Source organism: Dehalococcoidia bacterium (assembly GCA_040902535.1).
In the GTDB taxonomy this organism is placed as follows: Bacteria; Chloroflexota; Dehalococcoidia; order DSTF01; family JACRBR01; genus JBBDXD01.
In genome coordinates this window covers 92,111-108,598 of record JBBDXD010000014.1, presented here as the reverse complement: position 1 = coordinate 108,598, position 16,488 = coordinate 92,111, and the positions used below count along the sequence as shown (strand labels likewise).

At 65.9% G+C, this 16,488-nt stretch carries 18 protein-coding genes; 6 read left to right on the top strand and 12 right to left on the bottom strand.

Going from position 1 to position 16,488, the window contains the following annotated elements; genetic code table 11:
* Nucleotides 1–135: 135 nt before the first annotated feature.
* Genes WEB52_06875 through WEB52_06865 form a run of 3 tightly spaced genes read right to left on the bottom strand, consistent with a single transcriptional unit; the run spans nt 136 to nt 3,240 of the window.
* Nucleotides 136–978 (bottom strand): hypothetical protein, encoded by an 843-nt coding sequence (locus WEB52_06875; protein ID MEX2226154.1) that lies wholly within the window; start codon nt 976–978, stop codon nt 136–138.
* Nucleotides 975–1,589: an RDD family protein gene (locus WEB52_06870; GenBank protein MEX2226153.1), complete on the bottom strand. Its 615-nt coding sequence runs from the start codon at nt 1,587–1,589 to the stop codon at nt 975–977. Before WEB52_06870 ends, WEB52_06875 begins: the two co-directional genes overlap by 4 nt.
* A gap of 22 nt (nt 1,590–1,611) precedes the next feature.
* Complete coding sequence (locus tag WEB52_06865; GenBank protein MEX2226152.1) at nt 1,612–3,240, bottom strand: carbon-nitrogen hydrolase family protein; 1,629 nt, start codon at nt 3,238–3,240, stop codon at nt 1,612–1,614.
* A 340-nt stretch (nt 3,241–3,580) separates the two neighbouring features.
* On the opposite strand from WEB52_06865, the gene WEB52_06860 reads away from it, so the two are divergent.
* A complete protein-coding gene (locus WEB52_06860) occupies nt 3,581–5,545 on the top strand; it encodes a M3 family metallopeptidase (GenBank protein ID MEX2226151.1) in 1,965 nt (654 codons plus the stop codon).
* A 74-nt stretch (nt 5,546–5,619) separates the two neighbouring features.
* Here the strand turns inward: WEB52_06860 and WEB52_06855 are convergent, their stop codons facing one another.
* Together WEB52_06855 and WEB52_06850 are read right to left on the bottom strand one after the other, a co-directional pair.
* The gene (locus tag WEB52_06855; protein MEX2226150.1) at nt 5,620–6,201 is read right to left on the bottom strand and encodes a hypothetical protein; all 582 of its coding nucleotides are present in this window, start codon (nt 6,199–6,201) and stop codon (nt 5,620–5,622) included.
* Nucleotides 6,202–6,279: 78 nt separating this feature from the next.
* Nucleotides 6,280–7,041, bottom strand: coding sequence for a PIG-L deacetylase family protein (locus WEB52_06850; GenBank protein ID MEX2226149.1), 762 nt, complete (start codon nt 7,039–7,041; stop codon nt 6,280–6,282).
* A 63-nt stretch (nt 7,042–7,104) separates the two neighbouring features.
* On the opposite strand from WEB52_06850, the gene WEB52_06845 reads away from it, so the two are divergent.
* The gene (locus tag WEB52_06845; protein MEX2226148.1) at nt 7,105–7,584 is read left to right on the top strand and encodes an NUDIX hydrolase; all 480 of its coding nucleotides are present in this window, start codon (nt 7,105–7,107) and stop codon (nt 7,582–7,584) included.
* 108 nt (nt 7,585–7,692) lie between these two features.
* Here WEB52_06845 and WEB52_06840 read toward each other — a convergent pair whose 3' ends face one another.
* A complete protein-coding gene (locus WEB52_06840; GenBank protein MEX2226147.1) occupies nt 7,693–7,932 on the bottom strand; it encodes an ankyrin repeat domain-containing protein in 240 nt (79 codons plus the stop codon).
* Between WEB52_06840 and WEB52_06835 the strand changes: the two genes are divergently transcribed.
* A complete protein-coding gene (locus WEB52_06835; protein MEX2226146.1) occupies nt 7,894–8,106 on the top strand; it encodes a hypothetical protein in 213 nt (70 codons plus the stop codon). The genes WEB52_06840 and WEB52_06835 overlap by 39 nt on opposite strands.
* 274 nt (nt 8,107–8,380) lie before the next feature.
* Here WEB52_06835 and WEB52_06830 read toward each other — a convergent pair whose 3' ends face one another.
* Together WEB52_06830 and WEB52_06825 are read right to left on the bottom strand one after the other, a co-directional pair.
* A complete protein-coding gene (locus WEB52_06830; protein ID MEX2226145.1) occupies nt 8,381–8,725 on the bottom strand; it encodes a cupin domain-containing protein in 345 nt (114 codons plus the stop codon).
* A 54-nt stretch (nt 8,726–8,779) separates the two neighbouring features.
* Nucleotides 8,780–10,036, bottom strand: coding sequence for a competence/damage-inducible protein A (locus WEB52_06825; GenBank protein MEX2226144.1), 1,257 nt, complete (start codon nt 10,034–10,036; stop codon nt 8,780–8,782).
* 109 nt (nt 10,037–10,145) lie between these two features.
* On the opposite strand from WEB52_06825, the gene WEB52_06820 reads away from it, so the two are divergent.
* Entirely contained in the window at nt 10,146–10,991 is an 846-nt protein-coding gene (locus tag WEB52_06820) for a PfkB family carbohydrate kinase (protein MEX2226143.1), read from the top strand.
* A 6-nt stretch (nt 10,992–10,997) separates the two neighbouring features.
* Nucleotides 10,998–11,528: a hypothetical protein gene (locus WEB52_06815; GenBank protein ID MEX2226142.1), complete on the top strand. Its 531-nt coding sequence runs from the start codon at nt 10,998–11,000 to the stop codon at nt 11,526–11,528.
* 6 nt (nt 11,529–11,534) lie between these two features.
* Here WEB52_06815 and WEB52_06810 read toward each other — a convergent pair whose 3' ends face one another.
* Nucleotides 11,535–13,790 carry a UvrD-helicase domain-containing protein gene (locus WEB52_06810; protein ID MEX2226141.1) on the bottom strand — a complete coding sequence of 752 codons (2,256 nt, stop codon included), beginning with the start codon at nt 13,788–13,790 and terminating at the stop codon, nt 11,535–11,537.
* Nucleotides 13,791–13,973: 183 nt separating this feature from the next.
* Here WEB52_06810 and WEB52_06805 point away from each other — a divergent pair, with 183 nt between their 5' ends.
* Complete coding sequence (locus WEB52_06805; GenBank protein MEX2226140.1) at nt 13,974–14,603, top strand: zinc ribbon domain-containing protein; 630 nt, start codon at nt 13,974–13,976, stop codon at nt 14,601–14,603.
* Nucleotides 14,604–14,656: 53 nt separating this feature from the next.
* Here WEB52_06805 and WEB52_06800 read toward each other — a convergent pair whose 3' ends face one another.
* The 3 genes from WEB52_06800 to WEB52_06790 all read right to left on the bottom strand — a co-directional run bounded on the left by WEB52_06800 (nt 14,657) and on the right by WEB52_06790 (nt 16,393).
* On the bottom strand, nt 14,657–15,430 hold the full coding sequence (locus WEB52_06800) for an alpha/beta hydrolase (GenBank protein ID MEX2226139.1): 774 nt from the start codon (nt 15,428–15,430) through the stop codon (nt 14,657–14,659).
* Between the two features lie 188 nt (nt 15,431–15,618).
* A complete protein-coding gene (locus WEB52_06795) occupies nt 15,619–16,035 on the bottom strand; it encodes an alpha/beta fold hydrolase (protein MEX2226138.1) in 417 nt (138 codons plus the stop codon).
* Entirely contained in the window at nt 16,022–16,393 is a 372-nt protein-coding gene (locus tag WEB52_06790) for a hypothetical protein (protein ID MEX2226137.1), read from the bottom strand. The genes WEB52_06795 and WEB52_06790 overlap by 14 nt, the downstream gene beginning before the upstream one ends.
* Between the last annotated feature and the right edge of the window lie 95 nt (nt 16,394–16,488).

Here is a 16,488-nt window from a genome sequence, read left to right as displayed (position 1 = left end):
TCGATGGCCCGCAAGTCCATGATGGCGTCGATCGGCGCCCCTTCGGTCGCTAAGCGAGCAAGGCGGGCTCACCGTGGTTCGGGGCGTGCTCGTCGGGTGGCGATCACCCGCCGGTCACCGGGTCGTATCGTAAGCTTACGCCCCCGTCGGGCGGTCGCGCATGCGGTCCGTGACGCGCGCCGCCACGGCGGCCGTCAGAGTGATGATCGACGCTATCGCCACCAGGATGAAGCCGTTGCGGACCGCCAGCCAACTTATCTCGCGGGCAATATCAAGGAACTCCGAGCGCACGTAATCGTCACTGTCGTCCGTCTCGGCGCTCACCCACATGAGGAGCGCCAGCAACAGCAACGCCGTCGACGACGCCAGCAGGACGGCGCCGGCAGCGACCACCCGGCCGAATCCGCGCGTCGCCGCGATCAGCAATGCTGCGAGCAGCAGAGAGATAACGCCCAGCACGGCCATGAGCACCCCCGCCGCCAGGTGGATATCGTCTCGCAGCAGGTTCAGGGACCGGTCGACGCTGCCGCCAAGGCTGAAGACCGCCACATCACCCGACGATGACTCGTCCCGCATCGCGCCCGTGCCATCGTCGTACAGGGTCCCGGCGCCGCGTTCGAGGAGCGTCTGACGGATCGTCTCGCGCGGCTGCGTGCGCACTTCTTCCGATGTCAGGGGCACGCTCACCGGGAAGTCACGCAGTTCGAGCGTCTCGTTCGGGCCGGCAGATTCGGCGCGTTGCTGCAGGTCCTCGTAGTTCCGGTCGAGCAGCACATCGATCTCGGAGACGACGGCGAGCGAGCGGCGCAGCGTGCGTTCGGAGGTCTCCCGGGAGGTGACCTGAAAGATCTGGATCGCAGCAAGAAACGCGAACAGCGCGAAGAACAGCGCCAGCGCCACGATCCACTTCGTGACGTTGCGGTGAGTCGCCGTCTCGTCAGCGTGCATCGGCGCCACGCGGGCGGGTGCGTAGGTCAACGGTCGCTCACAGGCAGCACGACCGTCCCCGCCACGCGATCGTGGAGCGCCCGATCGTCCGCATCTAGCAGTGCCGAAACGAACGCCACGATCGGCGCTGCCACGCAGACCAGCACGACCAGCGTCAGCACGAACAGAGCGAACACGTTCAGGACAAGGAACAGCAGCGCCGCCAGCGGTATCCCTGCCACGAGTGCCATCGGCCAGCTAAACAGCAACGGGTTGAAGCAGAACCACCATGCCAGTGCCGTCACCGGCCGCAGCGCCTCACCGTCCGCGCTCCGCGTCCGCAGCCCCGCGACGTACTGGCCGCCCGTCTGCCCGCGCGTCACCAGCAGCGCCAGGTTCAGCAGCGACCAGACCAGCGGCGTCCCCAGCGCGATGATCGTAAAGAACGAGTAGTACTCCGCATCCGTCGGATCGTCGACGGCGCCATCCGTCCGGAGCAGGATCATGGCGCCCGCGGCGACGATCACGAGCATCGCGATCGCCGCGAAGATCACCATGTCGACGACATAACCGCCGACGCGCGCACGCAGTGTTCCTGCGTGCTCGCCCGGGTTGATGGCTGCGCGAGCGATGGCTTGTTCGGAAATCGTGTCGACCCTCATGGCGAATGAACGCGCGATTATATCACGGGCTTGCGAGCGCTCCGGCTTGCGTCAGCGCCGCGTACGATGCCGGCCGCCGGTTCCTCACGACGTCCGTTCCGGGCGCCATCGCCTTCAGATGCGAGAGCGCACGATTCACCGTCGCGGACACCGCCAGCTCCGCGCCCTCCAGCGCCTCCGCCAGCGGCCGCCCCGCCGGATCGACGATCATCGATGCCGCCGTCGCCGTCGGCGCGCCCGAACACACGACGTACGCGCGGTTCTCGTCGGCGCGGCACCGCGCCACGGGCGCCATCGGCAGAATAGGGTCGTCCGCCGCCCAGAGAATGATCTCGGCGCCGCGCAGCATCAGCGAGCGCGCCACTTCCGGCACGTATCCGTCCGCGGCGATCATCATGCCGACGCGCCCGACCGGCGTGTTGACGACGGCGCAGACGTCATTGCCCAGCGGCATCGTCTCGAAGCGCGCCCCGGGTGGCTTGTGCGTCTGGTGTTGCTTCGCGAGCACGCCTCGCGGCGAAACAAGGTACATCGCGCGTTTACCGCTTCCGGCATCGTCCTCGGAGACGGTGAACGCCACCATGACGCCCGTGTCGGCTGCGATGCGCAGCACGCCGTCGAGCACAGCGTCGTGCGGATATGCCGCGCGCACGCGGCTCGGGGTCGCCGGGAAGAGCACGATATCCGCGTCCTGCAGCCGCTGCCGTTCGACGTGCCGCCGCGCCAACCGCAGGAACTCATCGCCCGTCGGCGGCATCGTCACCTGCACGACCGCGATGCGGCGCTCCTGCTCGGGAACGACGGTCGCCTCGTCGAGCGTCCGCATGACCGGCAGCGATTCCGTCGGGTGACCCAAAACCTCGTACAGCTCCGGCCGTCGCGTGATCGGCGGGACAGCGTCGTGCAGCGGGACGTCGTAGCAGAGCGCTGCATCCTCGTGCGACCCCAGTTCGGCGACGATGCGCCCGCGCGGATCAATAAAGCACGAACGCCCGCAGTAGACGATGCTCTCCGCTTCGATGCCGAACTTGCTCGCGGCCGCGACCCAGACGCCGTTTTCCACGGCCCGGACGGGCATCATGTATTCGCGCTGCACCGTCGTCAACTCGTCGACGCTGCGGCCGCTGCTCACCCATGCCGTCAAATCGAGGATGATCTGCGCGCCGTTGAGCGCCAGGGATCGCGCGATCTCCGGCAGCCGACCGTCGGCGCACACCAGCATCCCCACGCGCCCGAAGTCCGTCTCGAACACCGGATACGCCGCGCCGCCGGCGAACCAGCGCGTATCGAAGTGCCAGAGGAACGACTTGTCGTATCTGCCCGCCAGCGTGCCGTCGCGGCCGAACAGCGCAGCGCCGTTTGCGAGCCCGCCCCCGTCGGCGTCGAGCGCCATGCCCGCCGCGATGTATACCCCGTGCTGGCGCGCCTTCGCGGCGAACTGCGCCATCGCGTCCCCAGGGGAGATCACGCCCGGCGCCGCACCTTCGCCGATGAAGTACGCCGGGTACGTGACCTCCGGCAGCGCAATCAGGTCAGGCTTCTCGCGCGCGGCGTCGTCGATCCGGCGCAGCGTGTGCTCCAGCGAAGACGCCGCGTCCTCGATGGAGAACGCCGGAAGCTGCAGCAGTGCGATCCGGGCTGAGCGTGCCATGGTTCGAGGATAACACCTGCGGATCTGGCCGGAATACGGCCGCGGCGGCACTGTGCCGTCTGATACTCGGCGTTCACCGCCCCTTGCTGCTAGGATCGCGCCGGGTGACTGCGAGCCAACGCATGGCTCGCCGTTCGCTGCGATCGCGGCTCGGCGTTTCGGCAGAACCCTGAGCCGCACTCAATCAAACCGGACAATCAAGATTCGTATCTGAGAGCCCGCGGATCGCTCCCGGAAAATTCAGACAATCAAGTTGGCACGGGAAACGGCGCCCTCGTTGGTGCGGCGCTTCAACCCGCGATAGCCTGTCCCGGCACTGCGGCAGACCAAGGAGCGCGAGATGATCGAATACGGGAACCTGACGCCGGAGAAGGTCGCCGCAGGCTGCGAGCAGGCCATGCGCGACTGCGACGCCGCCATCACGAGAATCGTGGCGGTGCCGGCCGGCGAGCGCACCTTCGCTAACACCTTCGCCGCGCTCGAGACCGCCGCGGACTACGTCGGCCAGGCGTCGGGCGCCTACGCCTTCATGGCCTACGTCGCGCTCGATGACAACCTGCGCGAGACCGCCCGCGAGTGGGACGAGAAGATCAGCAAGTACGCCGTGGACCTCACCTACCGCGAGGACCTGTACCAGGCAATCAAGGAGTACTCCGAGTCGCCGGAAGCGGCGTCGTTGCAGGGTGAGCGGAAGCGCCTGTTGGAACATACGCTGCGTGACTACCGGCGCGCCGGCTTCGACCTGCCGAAGGACAGGCGCAAGCGGATACAGGACCTCAACTCGCGCCTCGTCGAGCTTGGTACCGACTTTCGTAAGGCGATCGACACCTGGGAAGACGGCATCACGGTGGCTCGCGATCAGCTTGCCGGCATGCCCGACCGCTGGATCGACGGGCTCACGACGGTCGAGGAGGACGGGGAGACGAAGTACCGCGTCACGCTCGACTACCCCGAGATCATGCCGTTCATGGACAACGCGGAATCAGGCGACCTGCGACGGACGATGTTCCTCAAGAACCAGAACAAGGGCGGCGAGCCTAATGTCAAGGTGCTGGAAGAAGCGATCGCCACCCGGAACGAGATCGCGACACTGCTTGGCTACGACTCGTGGGCTGCGTACGTCGTCGAGAAGCGCATGGCGAAGACGCGTGACAGCGTCGACACGTTTCTGCGCGACCTCGAACAGCAGCTTCGCCCGAAAGCTGCCGCCGACATCGAGACCCTCTCGCGCGTAAAGCAAGCGCACGCCGGCAATGCCACCGTCGATGCGTGGGACTGGTGGTTCTACACGAACCGGCTGCTCAAGACCGAGTACGCCGTCGACGACTTTGAAGTGGCGAACTACTTCCCGCTCGATGCCGCCGTCCGTGGCCTCTTTCTCGTCACGCAGGAACTGCTCGGCATCCGGTACGAGGCTGCGCCAGAGGCGCCGATCTGGCACGAAGACGTGCAGGCATACGACATCTTCGACGCGCAGGCCGGCGGCGAACCGATCGCGCGCTTCTACATGGACCTGTACCCGCGCCCGAACAAGTTCAATCATGCCGCCGCCTTCACGCTGCGCAGCGGCCGCCGCCTCGACGATGGCTCCTACCAGAAGCCGATCAGCGCCATCGTCGCGAACTTCACCAAGCCATCGGCGGAAAGCCCTTCGCTGCTGCGGCACACGGAAGTCGTGACGTTCTGGCACGAGTTCGGCCACATCCTGCACCAGACGCTCACGCGGGCGGACTTCCTGGAGTTCAGCGGATCATCGACCGAGCGCGACTTCGTCGAGGCGCCGTCGCAAATGCTCGAGCACTGGGTCTGGGACCGCGACGTGCTGAATCGCTTCGCCGCGCACCACCAGTCTGGCGATCCGCTGCCTGCGGACCTCCTCGACGCCATGATCCGCGCCAAGAACGTCAGCTCGGGCCTCCGCGAACTGCGTCAGATGTTCTTCGCGCGGCTCGACTTCAAGTTCCACTCCCCCGGCTTCGACGGCGACACCACCAAAGCCGTGCGCGAGCTGTACCCGACGACGGCTTTCCCGTATCCGGAGGGCACGCACTTCCAGTCGGGCTTCGGCCACCTGTTCGGCTACGACGCGGGCTACTACGGGTATCTCTGGTCGCGCGTCTTCGGCGACGACATGTTCACGCGCTTCGAGCATGCCGGCGTCTTCGATGGTGAGACGGGCCGTGAGTACCGGCGTACGATCCTCGAACGCGGCGGCACGGTGGACGGCGATGTGCTCGTGCGCGACTTCCTCGGGCGGGAGCCCAACACGGACGCGTTCCTGCGGAGCCTCGGCCTGCCGGCCTGAGTGCGTGTGCCGCTCGTTGGCGCGGGCATTCAGCCCGCGACGCAGACGCAGGTGTGGTGGTTGTCTGCCGCGCTTTAGCTCGGCCCCGTGTATCGCCCAGCGCCGAGAAGCGTCGCATCCCGTCGCCGCAACTCGCCGCTCACGATAAGCAGGGATCCGATGCCCAGCGCGAACAGAGCGATGCCCAGCGGCAGCGCGACGTTCGCGAAGCCCGGCCCGAAGCCGAGATCCGCGATCTGCTCGGCGCCTACGGGCGTCCGTCCATCGACCGTGTAGACGAAGGCGTTGGTGGCGGTCTTCGAAGGGCTCTGTGCCCGCACGACCACGTAGCCGGGGTCGCCCGCCAGCGGCAGCCCGAGCGCATCGTTAAGCACGACGGGGAAGCTCCACGTGCCGTCTCGCAGCACGGTGACTTCCTGTTCGAAGGCGAAGGGGCCGTCGAACGCGAACGGCTGCGCCTGCACGAAGCCGATGCTGAGCGCCACCTGCTCCCCCGGCGTCCAGCCGAACTGCCCGACGATCTGAAAGCGCGAGCCGCGCTCACCCACCTGCGGGGAGATGAGCGGATCCCGCTCTTCCTGTGCGGATGCCATGTGAGGAGAGAACGCCCACGAGAGCGCAAACACGAAGGCGAGGATCGTCCCGATCCACTTCACCCGCAGCCCCTGTTCCAGCGCCCCGCCGCGCGCGATAGTAGCACGCGGCGATGATCAGGTGAAGGGGAGATCAGGAGATCAGCGGAAAAGCACCACGCGGCGGAACCGCTCCGTGTAGCGGCCGTCCTCGCCACGCCAGCGTTCACGCACGAACTTCAGGAAGTCGCTGTTCGGATCTTCGCTGCTCAATCCCTGGCTGACGTGTGCGTTCAGCGCGAAGATCTTTTGTTCGACGGCATCGCTGATGTCGGAATCGAAGTTAGCCTGCTCGGAACCCCAAATGTAGATCTCTTTCACCTTGTGCGGCTCGAGTCCTTCGGCGATCTGCTCGGGGAAGTTCAGCCGGTCTCGCGCTGACGGATAGATAGCGTCGATCGTCGCCTGACCGGTGCATCGATGGTCCGCGTGATTCACGAAGCTGTTTCGCACGATGAACGCCTCCGGCTCGTGCGTGAACACGGCGTACGGCTTCAGCATCCGGATGTACCGCACGATGTCGCCGAGCAGGCCGCGGGTGTACGTCAGCTCCCCGTCGACGTTGTCGAGGAAGAAGACGTCGGTCACGCCTGCGCGCCGGGCGGCCTCGCGCTGCTCCTCACGCCGAATCTTGATGAGTGCGGCGGGGTCCATATTCGGGTCATCGGTACCTTTGCTGCCGTCCGTGCAGACGAGGTAGTAGAACGTCCAGCCTTCCTTCGACCACAGATACGCAGTGCCGGCCGCGCCGAAGTCGGCATCATCCGGGTGCGCGGCGACGATGAGCGCGACCTTATTGTCCGTCTCCGGCATGGTCATGGGGGTCTCCTTCGTCGATTGGAGTGTTTCGAGGCTCGATGTCATGCGATCAGCGTAGCGAGGCGCACCGTCGCGTTCCAGCGAGAACACGCGTAGAATCGGGACACCATGAGCGAATCGATCCCTTCCGCCAGCGTGCGCAACCTGCCGAAGGTCGAGCTGGGCGCCGGCGGCTACGTCGTCGACCCGGAGGGCCGGCTGCTGCTGATCGACCAGCAGCGCGGCGACGTCCGCCACTGGGGCTCCATCGGCGGCGGCCTCGAGTACGGCGAGTCGATCGAGGAATGCGCCGTCCGCGAGATCTTCGAGGAGTCGGGACTGCGCGTGCGCATCGAGCGCCTGGTGGCCGTGTTCGAGATGTATCGGTCGGATCAACTCTTCGCGGTGGGCTTCACGTTTCTAACGCGACCCGACGGGTGGCCGCAGGAGTGCGCGCTCCCCGAGCGCGACGGCATTACGACGTTCCACGGCCACGGCTGGTTTACGCGCGACGAAGCTGCGTCCCTCAGCATCTTCCCGGCGGACATGGCGCTTAAAGTGTGGCCCTCGGACGTCCAGACGCCGCTCCTGCTGCGGCTCGACGATTAGCGCTGGTGGAGCGCCGACGGTTGCTCCGCTCGGGTCGCGCACAATGCGTCCATGCGTAACGCATCCAGAGCGTCTTGATTCGATGCGCAGCAGGTGTGGACGGACGGTTCAGGCATTCCGCCGGTCGACCACGCGCTCGGCGAGCCGCAGCCGCGCCGCAAGCTCCATGTTGCCAACTCCGGCGGCGACATCGGCCGCGGTCCTGCCTTCCTCGTTGCGCATGTCGGCGTCGGCGTTGCGGGCGATCAGCATTTCGGCGAGCTCGCGGTTGTTGGCGAACGCCGCCGTCATGAGGGACGTATACTTGCCATGCTGGCGCGCGTTCGGGTCTGCGCCGTGCCACAGCAACAGCCGCGCGGCTTCGTGCGGCCGCCGGCCGCGGCGGCGTGCAGCGGCATGTTGTCGAGAAAGTTCTTCGTGCGGGCTTCGATGTTCGCACCGCCCGCGAGCAACGCTTCGATCGCCGCCGTCGCCCCGAAATACGCCGCGAAGTGCAGCGCCGTGAACCCGTCCGAAGAGTAGGCATAGACGAGCGCCCGATCCGCCGCGAGCAGGTCGCGCGCGTCGTCCGCGGTCGATGGACGCTGCTTCGAAGATGTCGAGCGGAGGGCCGGTTTGGATTAGCAGTAGGTCGAGTATCGCATGCCGACGCATGTATTTCGCGAACGAGAGGACTGAGAGCGAAGATGCGTCGCGCGCGCGTGCCGGATCTGGCCTGTAGCGGAGCATCTCCGCCGGCGCGTCTCGGTTTCCCTGTCCGACGTGGCGGAACAGTTCGGCTCTGTCGTCCATCATCCTACTCGAGTAACTCCGAGTCGTAGTCCCGGTATACCGCGGCGACGCGATCCGGGGTGATGTCTTCGTGCAACGCGCCAATTAAGTCCAGGATGCGGCGTGTTAGGACGATAAGGTAGCGCACGTCGCCTGGCCCGGGATTGTTGAATGTGTGCGCTACGCCGCCCGGGACGAACACGCAGCCGCCGGCCGCGACGTCGAACGTGCGATCCGCGAGCCTGAAGCGAAGCGTACCTTCCAGCACGTACCACGCTTCAGTGTCGTGGTGGTGCACGTGCAACGGCGGACCGCCGCCGGGTCCCCCTGTCCATTCGCGTAGTGCAAAGGCCGCACCGGTGGCGGACATCGCCTCTCCGGGACGAGACACAACGACATCGGCCTTGTCAGACGCACTCACAACTCAAAACTCACGCAGGTCCTCCGACTTGTACTCCAGCAGCGACTGTCGCAGCAGCACGAGCGCCGTCGTCACCGCGCGACGCTTCACGGCGGTGCGCCCCTGCGGGAACACGTAACTCATCGACTGAGGCGCCGCCCAGATCGCGTCGATCGCGATATGGATCGTGCCCACGGGCTTGCCTTCCTGCTCCTCCGGACCGGCCACACCGGTGATCCCGACCCCCACGCTGGCCTCGAAGCGCTCGCGTGTCGCTTTGGCCATCGCGCGGGCGCACTCGGGACTGATCACGCCGTGCTCTTCGACGATCTCGGCGGGGACGCCGTACTCGATCTTCACTTCCGTCTGGTAGGAGACCAGGCCGCTGCGAAAGAATGCTGACGATCCGGGTACGTCCGTAAGCGTGCTCGCCAGCATGCCGCCCGTACACGACTCCATGGTCGCGATGGAGACGCCGCGTTCCTTCGCCATGTCGCCGATCACACTCTCGAAGGTGTCATCATCAGCGCCCCAGATCGCCGCGCCCAGGATCTGCCGCACCTCCTCTTCAACGGGGACGATCAATCGCCAAGCCGACTCCTCGTCGGCGGCTTTCGCGGCGAGGCGCACGTGCACGCCGTCCGCCCTCGCGTAGATGCCGATGCTCGGGTTTTGCGACTTGAGCAGCGGGCTCATCATTTCGTCCACGGTGCCTTCGCCGACGCCGGCCGTCTTAAGCGTGCGCGTGACGAGGATGCCGCCGGGGTTGCGGGCCTTTAACGCGGGCGCAACTTCGTTCTCCCACATGCGGGTCATTTCGGTCGGCGGCCCCGGCATAGCGACGATAATTTTGCCATCGCGCTCGACCCACCATCCCGGCGCCGTGCCGCGCGGATTCTGTATTGCGCGCGCCGACGGGATCAGCCAGCACTGCTTGACGTTGCTTTCGGGCATGGCGTAGCCGCGACGTTCGAAGAACGACCGCAAGGTCGCCTCGAGGTCCGGATCGACGTGCGGCTCTTCGCCGAGGACCGCGGAAATCGCCTCGCGCGTGAGGTCGTCCTCTGTCGGCCCGAGTCCGCCCGTGCAGATCACGACGTCGGACCGTTCACGCGCCCGGCCGATGGTCTCGGTGAGCCGCTCCATGTTGTCGCCGACGACCGCCTTGAAATACAGGTCGATGCCCAGCCCGGGCAACCGAGACGCGATGTACTGGGCGTTGGTGTCTGTGATCTCGCCGAGCAGGATCTCGGTGCCGATCGAGAGGATCTCTGCCTTCATGGCGTCGAATGTACAGCTTGTAAGAACCTGGAACCAAGAACCTCGAACCTGAGTCCAAATGGTTCCGGGTTCGAGGTTCGAGGTTCTCCCATCCTGTTATCCTCGCCGCATGACAGACGTCGCGCCGGAGAAGTTGCGCGTTGCCGTCATCGGCCACGTTGAGCACGTGACGATTGGGCGTGCGCCGGCGCTCCCAGCGCCCGGCGAGATTGCGCATCTCGCCGAATCGTGCACGATCGCCGGCGGCGGTGCCGGTATCGCGTTCCATCAGCTCGCGCGCAGCCCCGGCGAGGTGCATCTCTTCACGGCAACAGGCAGCGACGAGGCGGGCCACGCCGTCGAGCGCGCGCTATCGAGGATCCCCGCCGAAATCCACATCGCGCGCCGCGATCTGCCGCACACGCGCGACCTCGCCGTCATCACGCCTGATGGCGAGCGCACGATCTTCGTCATTGGCGAACCGCTGCACCCGCGCCTGCGCGACGATCTTCCGTGGGAGGTGCTCGAGACGTGCGACGCCGTCTACTTCACCGGCCAAGATCCTGAAACGCTCATTGAAGCACGCAAGGCGCGCGTGCTCGTCGTCACATCGCGTCGCAAGCAGGCGCTCGATGCTTCGGGCGTGCGCGCCGACGTCGTCGTCGGCAGCACGAAGGACAAGCGCGAGTTCAGCGTGCTTTCGGACTACACGCCTTCGCCGGCGGCGCTCGTGATGACGGAGGGCGAGCGGGGAGGCTACATCGAGACACGCGACGGCGTCGTGCGCTTTCCGGCGCCAGTTGTACCGGACAGGACCGTTGCGGCATACGGAGCGGGTGACACGTTTGCCGCGGCGCTCACGTGGTATCTCGCGCGCGGCTTCCCGCTCCTCGAAGCTTGCACGCGCGCTGGCAGGCATGGCGGGGCCGTCCTGCGCGGCATCAACCCGCTCGAATGGCAGATGGAATTGGAGTGAGAGAGGGTGACTCGCGACGGCAGCGTCAAAGTGCACGTCATCGGCATTGCGGGCAGCGGCAAGACGACGCTTGCGCGCTGGATCGGTGATACGTTCGCCGTTGTGGCGCATGACCTCGATTTCGTCGTGTACGACGTTGAGAAAGGCGAACGCCCGCACGACGAGATCGTCGCCCGCGTCGACGAGATACGATCGCTGCCGGGGTGGGTCACGGAGGGCGCTTACCACGACGCATGGCTCAGACCGCTGCTGGACGAGGCCGATGCGATCGCGTGGCTGGACGTACCGCTCCGTGCATGCCTCGCCCGCATCGTCAAGCGACACGTGCGTGCGGAACTCGCGCGGACGAACGTCCACCGCGGTTGGCGCCGGCTCGCGAGCTTCCTTGATTACAATCGGCGCACGGCGCGAAGGCAGCGAGCGGAGACAGTGCAGTTGCTAGCGGACTACGCAGAGAAGGTCGTGCGCTGCCGGTCAACCGGCGACGTTGCAGACTTCAAGAAGAGTTTGCTCAAGCGTACGGCTTTAGCGCCGTGATGACGATCACATCCGCTCCAACGGCGCGAACGACAGCATCAGCTTCTTCATTCCGGCCTCGCCCTTAAACGCGATCGTCAGCTCCTGGTCGTCGCCCTTCGTCACCGCTGCGACGACGATCCCCTCGCCGAAGCGCGGATGACGCACGCGCTCGCCGCCCGAGAAGAACGCTGCGTCGGCATCCGCGGTGTCGCGTTCGCGAACGCGCTCGGCTGCGCGGTAGCGCAACTGGCCGCGCTCGGCCTGCGTCCCCGACGCCTCCGACACCGCCGACTTCGCCGTGATCAACTCGGAGGGGATGTCGCGCAGGAACCGCGAAGGCGGGTTGTGCGTCGACATGCCGATCCCGTAGCGGCGGAACGAACGCAGCAGGTACAGTCGCGACTTTGCGCGCGTCATGCCGACGTACGCGAGTCGCCGTTCCTCCTCCATCTGCGAGGGATCGTCGAACGACCGCACGTGCGGCAGCACGCCTTCCTCCATGGCGATCATGAACACGACCGGGTATTCCAGCCCCTTGGCCGAGTGCAGCGTAATCAGCGTCACCCGCCCGCCGTCGTCCTCGGTGTCGTCGATCGTGTCGGCGTCTGAGATCAACGCCACGTCTTCGAGGAACGACACCAGTCCGTGGCCCGCCGCCAGGCCGTCGTAGTCGCTTGCGACGTTGCGCAGTTCCTCGACGTTCGCCCAGCGCTCCTCCGCCTCGAGGTCGTCCTCTGCGGATGCAAACAGCCACTTGCGGTACTGCGTGCGTTCGAGCACGCCATCGATCAACGTCGAAACGTTGTTCTTCGCTGCGACGTCGATCAACTCGTCGAGCATCTCCAGAAAACTGACCAGCGCGTTGGCCTGCCGCGTGCCTACGGGGTGCGGTTCCAGCTTCGCGGCCTCGTGCTCGTGGTTGCCGCCCTGTTGCGCCGAGAGGATTTGCAGCGCGGTGTACAGCGGCATGCCGAGGCGCCCCGCCCACAGCTCGAGCTGTTCCATCGTCTTGTCGCCGATGCCGCGGCCCGGCACGTTCACGACGCGCGCGAAGCTCACGACGTCATATGGATTGTGGACGAGCCGCATGTAGGCCAGCACGTCCTTGACTTCGCGGCGCTCGTAGAATCGCGTGCCGCCGACGAGTTGGTAGCGGATGCCGGCCCGGATCAGCGCCTCTTCGAGCGCTCGCGACTGGGCGTTCGTGCGATACATCACCGCGAAGTCACGCTCGTCGTGCCCGTTGCGCAGCAGCCCGGCTATCTCGTCTGCGGCGAATTGGGCCTCTTCCTGCTCGTCGTACGCCTCGTACACGCAGATCGGCTGGCCGGCGCCGCGGTCGGTCCAGAGCGACTTCTCTTTGCGCTGCTTGTTGCCGGCGATCACGGCGTGTGCGGCATCGAGGATCGTCTGCGTCGAGCGATAGTTCTGCTCGAGCAGCACGATCTTCGCATTCGGGAAGTCGCGCTCGAAGTTGAGGATGTTGCGGATATCGGCGCTGCGCCACGAGTAGATCGACTGGTCCGGGTCGCCGACGACGCAGATGTTGCCGTGAAACGCCGCGAACAGCCGTGCGAGCTGGTACTGCGCCACGTTCGTGTCCTGGAACTCGTCTACGAGCACGTGCAGGAATCGATCCTGGTACTTGCGGCGGGTGTGCTCGTCGTCCTGCAGAAGCTGCACGGTTTTCACGATCAGGTCGTCGAAGTCGAGCGCGCTGTTCTCCGCGAGCATCTGCTGGTAACGCTCGTATGCCCGCGCGATGACCTCCGTGAACCAGTCGTGCGTCTTCGATGCGTAGTCAGACGGCGTGATCAGTTCGCTCTTCGCCTGCGAGATCGCCGACAGGATCGCCCGCTCCTTGATCGCGCGCGTGTCGATCGCAAGGGCGTCGGCGACGCGCTTCATGAGCGCCATCTGGTCGGCGTCATCGTAGATATTGAATGACCGATCGAGCCCGATCCGTTGCCCGTCGATGCGCAGAATGCGGGCGCAGATCGAGTGAAACGTGCCCAGCATCACCTCGCTCGCGCGTTCGTCGAGGTGTGATACGACGCGGCCGCGCATCTCGCGCGCGGCCTTGTTCGTGAACGTCACCGCGACGATACGCCACGGCTCCACCTCCTCGTGCTCGACGAGATAGGCTATCCGGTGGGCGATGACGCGGGTCTTGCCAGACCCCGGGCCCGCCAGGATCAGCAGTGGCCCGAGCGTCGCCGTGACGGCCTCTCGCTGCGGTGGATTCAGTTCTCCAAGGATGTGATCGACCGTCGTGGGCATCGTCTCTCAGGGTATCCAGCGCCATGGCCGGCAGACAGGCATCGGACGACGATGACGGATCGTCCTATGGTTGACGGCCCATTTGTGATGCTCGCTTGAGACGGGATGGCATCGCAATGCTGATATAATCGGCGGGATCACGGCCGGCGGCCCCGCACCGCCGCCGTAGCGAGGGAGAAGCACATGCTGCTCGCGATCTGGGATGACGGCGTCTGGCAAGACGCCCTGACGATAGCGGTGATCATCATGGTCGCCTACTTGATCGTCATGTGGATCGCGGCGCTCGTGTGGACCTACCGCGACATTGCTTCGCGCACACGCGACCCGCTCACGCAGACTGTATCGGTGCTCACGGTGCTCGTCTTCAACCTGCCCGGCATGTTCCTGTACCTGATCCTGCGGCCGAAAGACACGATTGCTGACCGCTACGACCGCCAGCTCGAAGCCGAGGCGCTTCTGCACGAGATCCAGGAGCAGGCGACGTGCCCGTCGTGCCGGCGCCGGATCGAGGACGCGTTCGTGGCCTGCCCGTACTGCCGCTCGACGCTGCGCATACCCTGTGAGTCGTGCCAGAAGCCGCTGCTGGCGCGCTGGGTGGTGTGCCCGTACTGCGGCGCCGACCGCGGCCCGCAAGCGATGCCTCAGCGTCCTCAGCCGGTCGCCGCCGACGCATCGTCGGGAGTTGGCGCGCCGTCTCCCGCCCAGCAGCCATCTCGCCTGACGCGCCCGCGCCGTCCCAGCACGGCCACCTATACGCCACCCGCCCCGCCAAAGCCCGCCCCTTCGACGGACGGCGCCGATCTGAGTAGCTGACAGAGGTACGCGCCGGAGGGACTGGCTGCGCACAGCACCGGGCGGCGGGACTATTACCGGCCGCGAACCCCGCGCTTCGAACCGAGCACCAGCAGTGACATCCCCAAGAGCGCCATCGCCGACAGGACCCACGACGGCCGATCGTCGCGCATGAGTTGGCCAGTGCCAGTGTCAGGCGCGGTGATCACGCCCACAGGTTCCGGCGGCGTCGGCGGACCGGCAGGCGTTGGGGACGGTGCGGCTTCCTCACCGGCCACGATGAAGTCCACCGGCGGGATCGCCTGCACGCATGAATCATCGGGACGCCGCTGCGGCGCGGCGAAAAACGCCGCGATCAGCGGATTCGTACACTCCTGCCGCGGGAACGTCACGAAGTGGCCCGACGATGGCACCTCGATCAGATAACTGTTCGAGAGCGTCTCCGCGGCCACCTCGCCGAACTCCGTCGGAGTGTTGGTGTCGAATTCCCCGGCGAGGATCAATGTCGGTATCGAACTCGTTACGGCCTGACGTTCGATCGCATCCGGATCCGGGGTGCTCAGCTCTTCGCAGAGCGCTTGCAGTTCGTCGACCGCGGCGGGACTCGTCGCGCCACCGATCCCCGCTTCGATGACTTCTTCTCGCACCCCCTCCGTCGCCGCGCGGACGGCCGCCGCCGTATAGAACGGCCACTCCTCATTACATTGCACGCTCCAGAACATGCCGGTGGCGATGCCGAAATCCTGGAACAACAGCTGGGATGTGACCTGGCTGAGCACGCCCGTGTTCCCGCGGGCAATGTCGTCGATCGCGAACGGTATGAGCGGCAACAGCGAGGTGTCCCACATCGCGACGGAATGTGCCCTCGATGATGGCGGATCCGTCGATCTCGACATCCACCGGCGTGCCATCGGGTGCCGTTGCTTGAACGGCGATCGGATTCGCGTTCGCCCGCGCGACAAGGTCCCAGAATGTCTGCTCGATGGCCGGGTACGCGCCACCGCATTCCGCGTCCGCCAGGCATGCGTCCCAAAGCTCATTCAGCTTGGACTCGAACAACGCTATGCGCTCGACGTCGACATCGATCACCGGCGCGACGCGCATCGAGCACAGCGCTGCGGATGTGCTCCGGCGCATCGCGCACCGCCGTGAGTGCTAGCCGCGTGCCATACGAACCGCCGATCAGGTTCCACTCGTCGTATCCGAGCGCTGTCATCAACTCGACCATGTCCTCGACGATCGTCGCGCTATCGTAGGTGCTGAGATCGACACCGTCCGCCGCGTAGCGCTCCAGACACAAGTCCATCGCTGCGTCGTATCGCATGTCCGTCTGCTGTTCGGTCAGCTTTTCCTTGAGCGCATCAGCGAGCACCGAGTCGTATTCCGTACACGCGAGCTTTCCGGATAGTCCCGTGCCACGGAAATCGAACGCGATGAAATCAGATGAAATCACGGTCGTCGAGCGCCTGGCTGTACCACTCCGAGGAGTACGCCGCGAAGTCGACCCCCGGTTGTCCGGGGCCGCCAGGCAGGAAGACGATGGGATCGGGCTCAGGGTTCGGCGAGGTTGCCTCGATCACGACCGCCCAGATGTCGATCATTCGGGTATCGCTGCGGCTCGACTCTTCAACCGTGACGAATCCGCAGCGCATCCTTGATCTGTCAAAGCCTTCCGGCGATAACGCGCGGTCGTCGCAAGCCGCCTCGTTGAACACCGGCGCCGCTTCGGTGACGCGTGGAACGACGGAAGAGACGGATCCTGCGGCCACCAAGAAGACGACCGCCGCCAGTAGCGCGAGTGGCCTGTGCATGCGAAGCTCCCCCGCGCTCGCCGTCGCACACGCGTCCTGCGTGATCATTGGACGAAGGTTGAGCGCCTGCGCGATCTTGGGCCGACGCGGCCGGC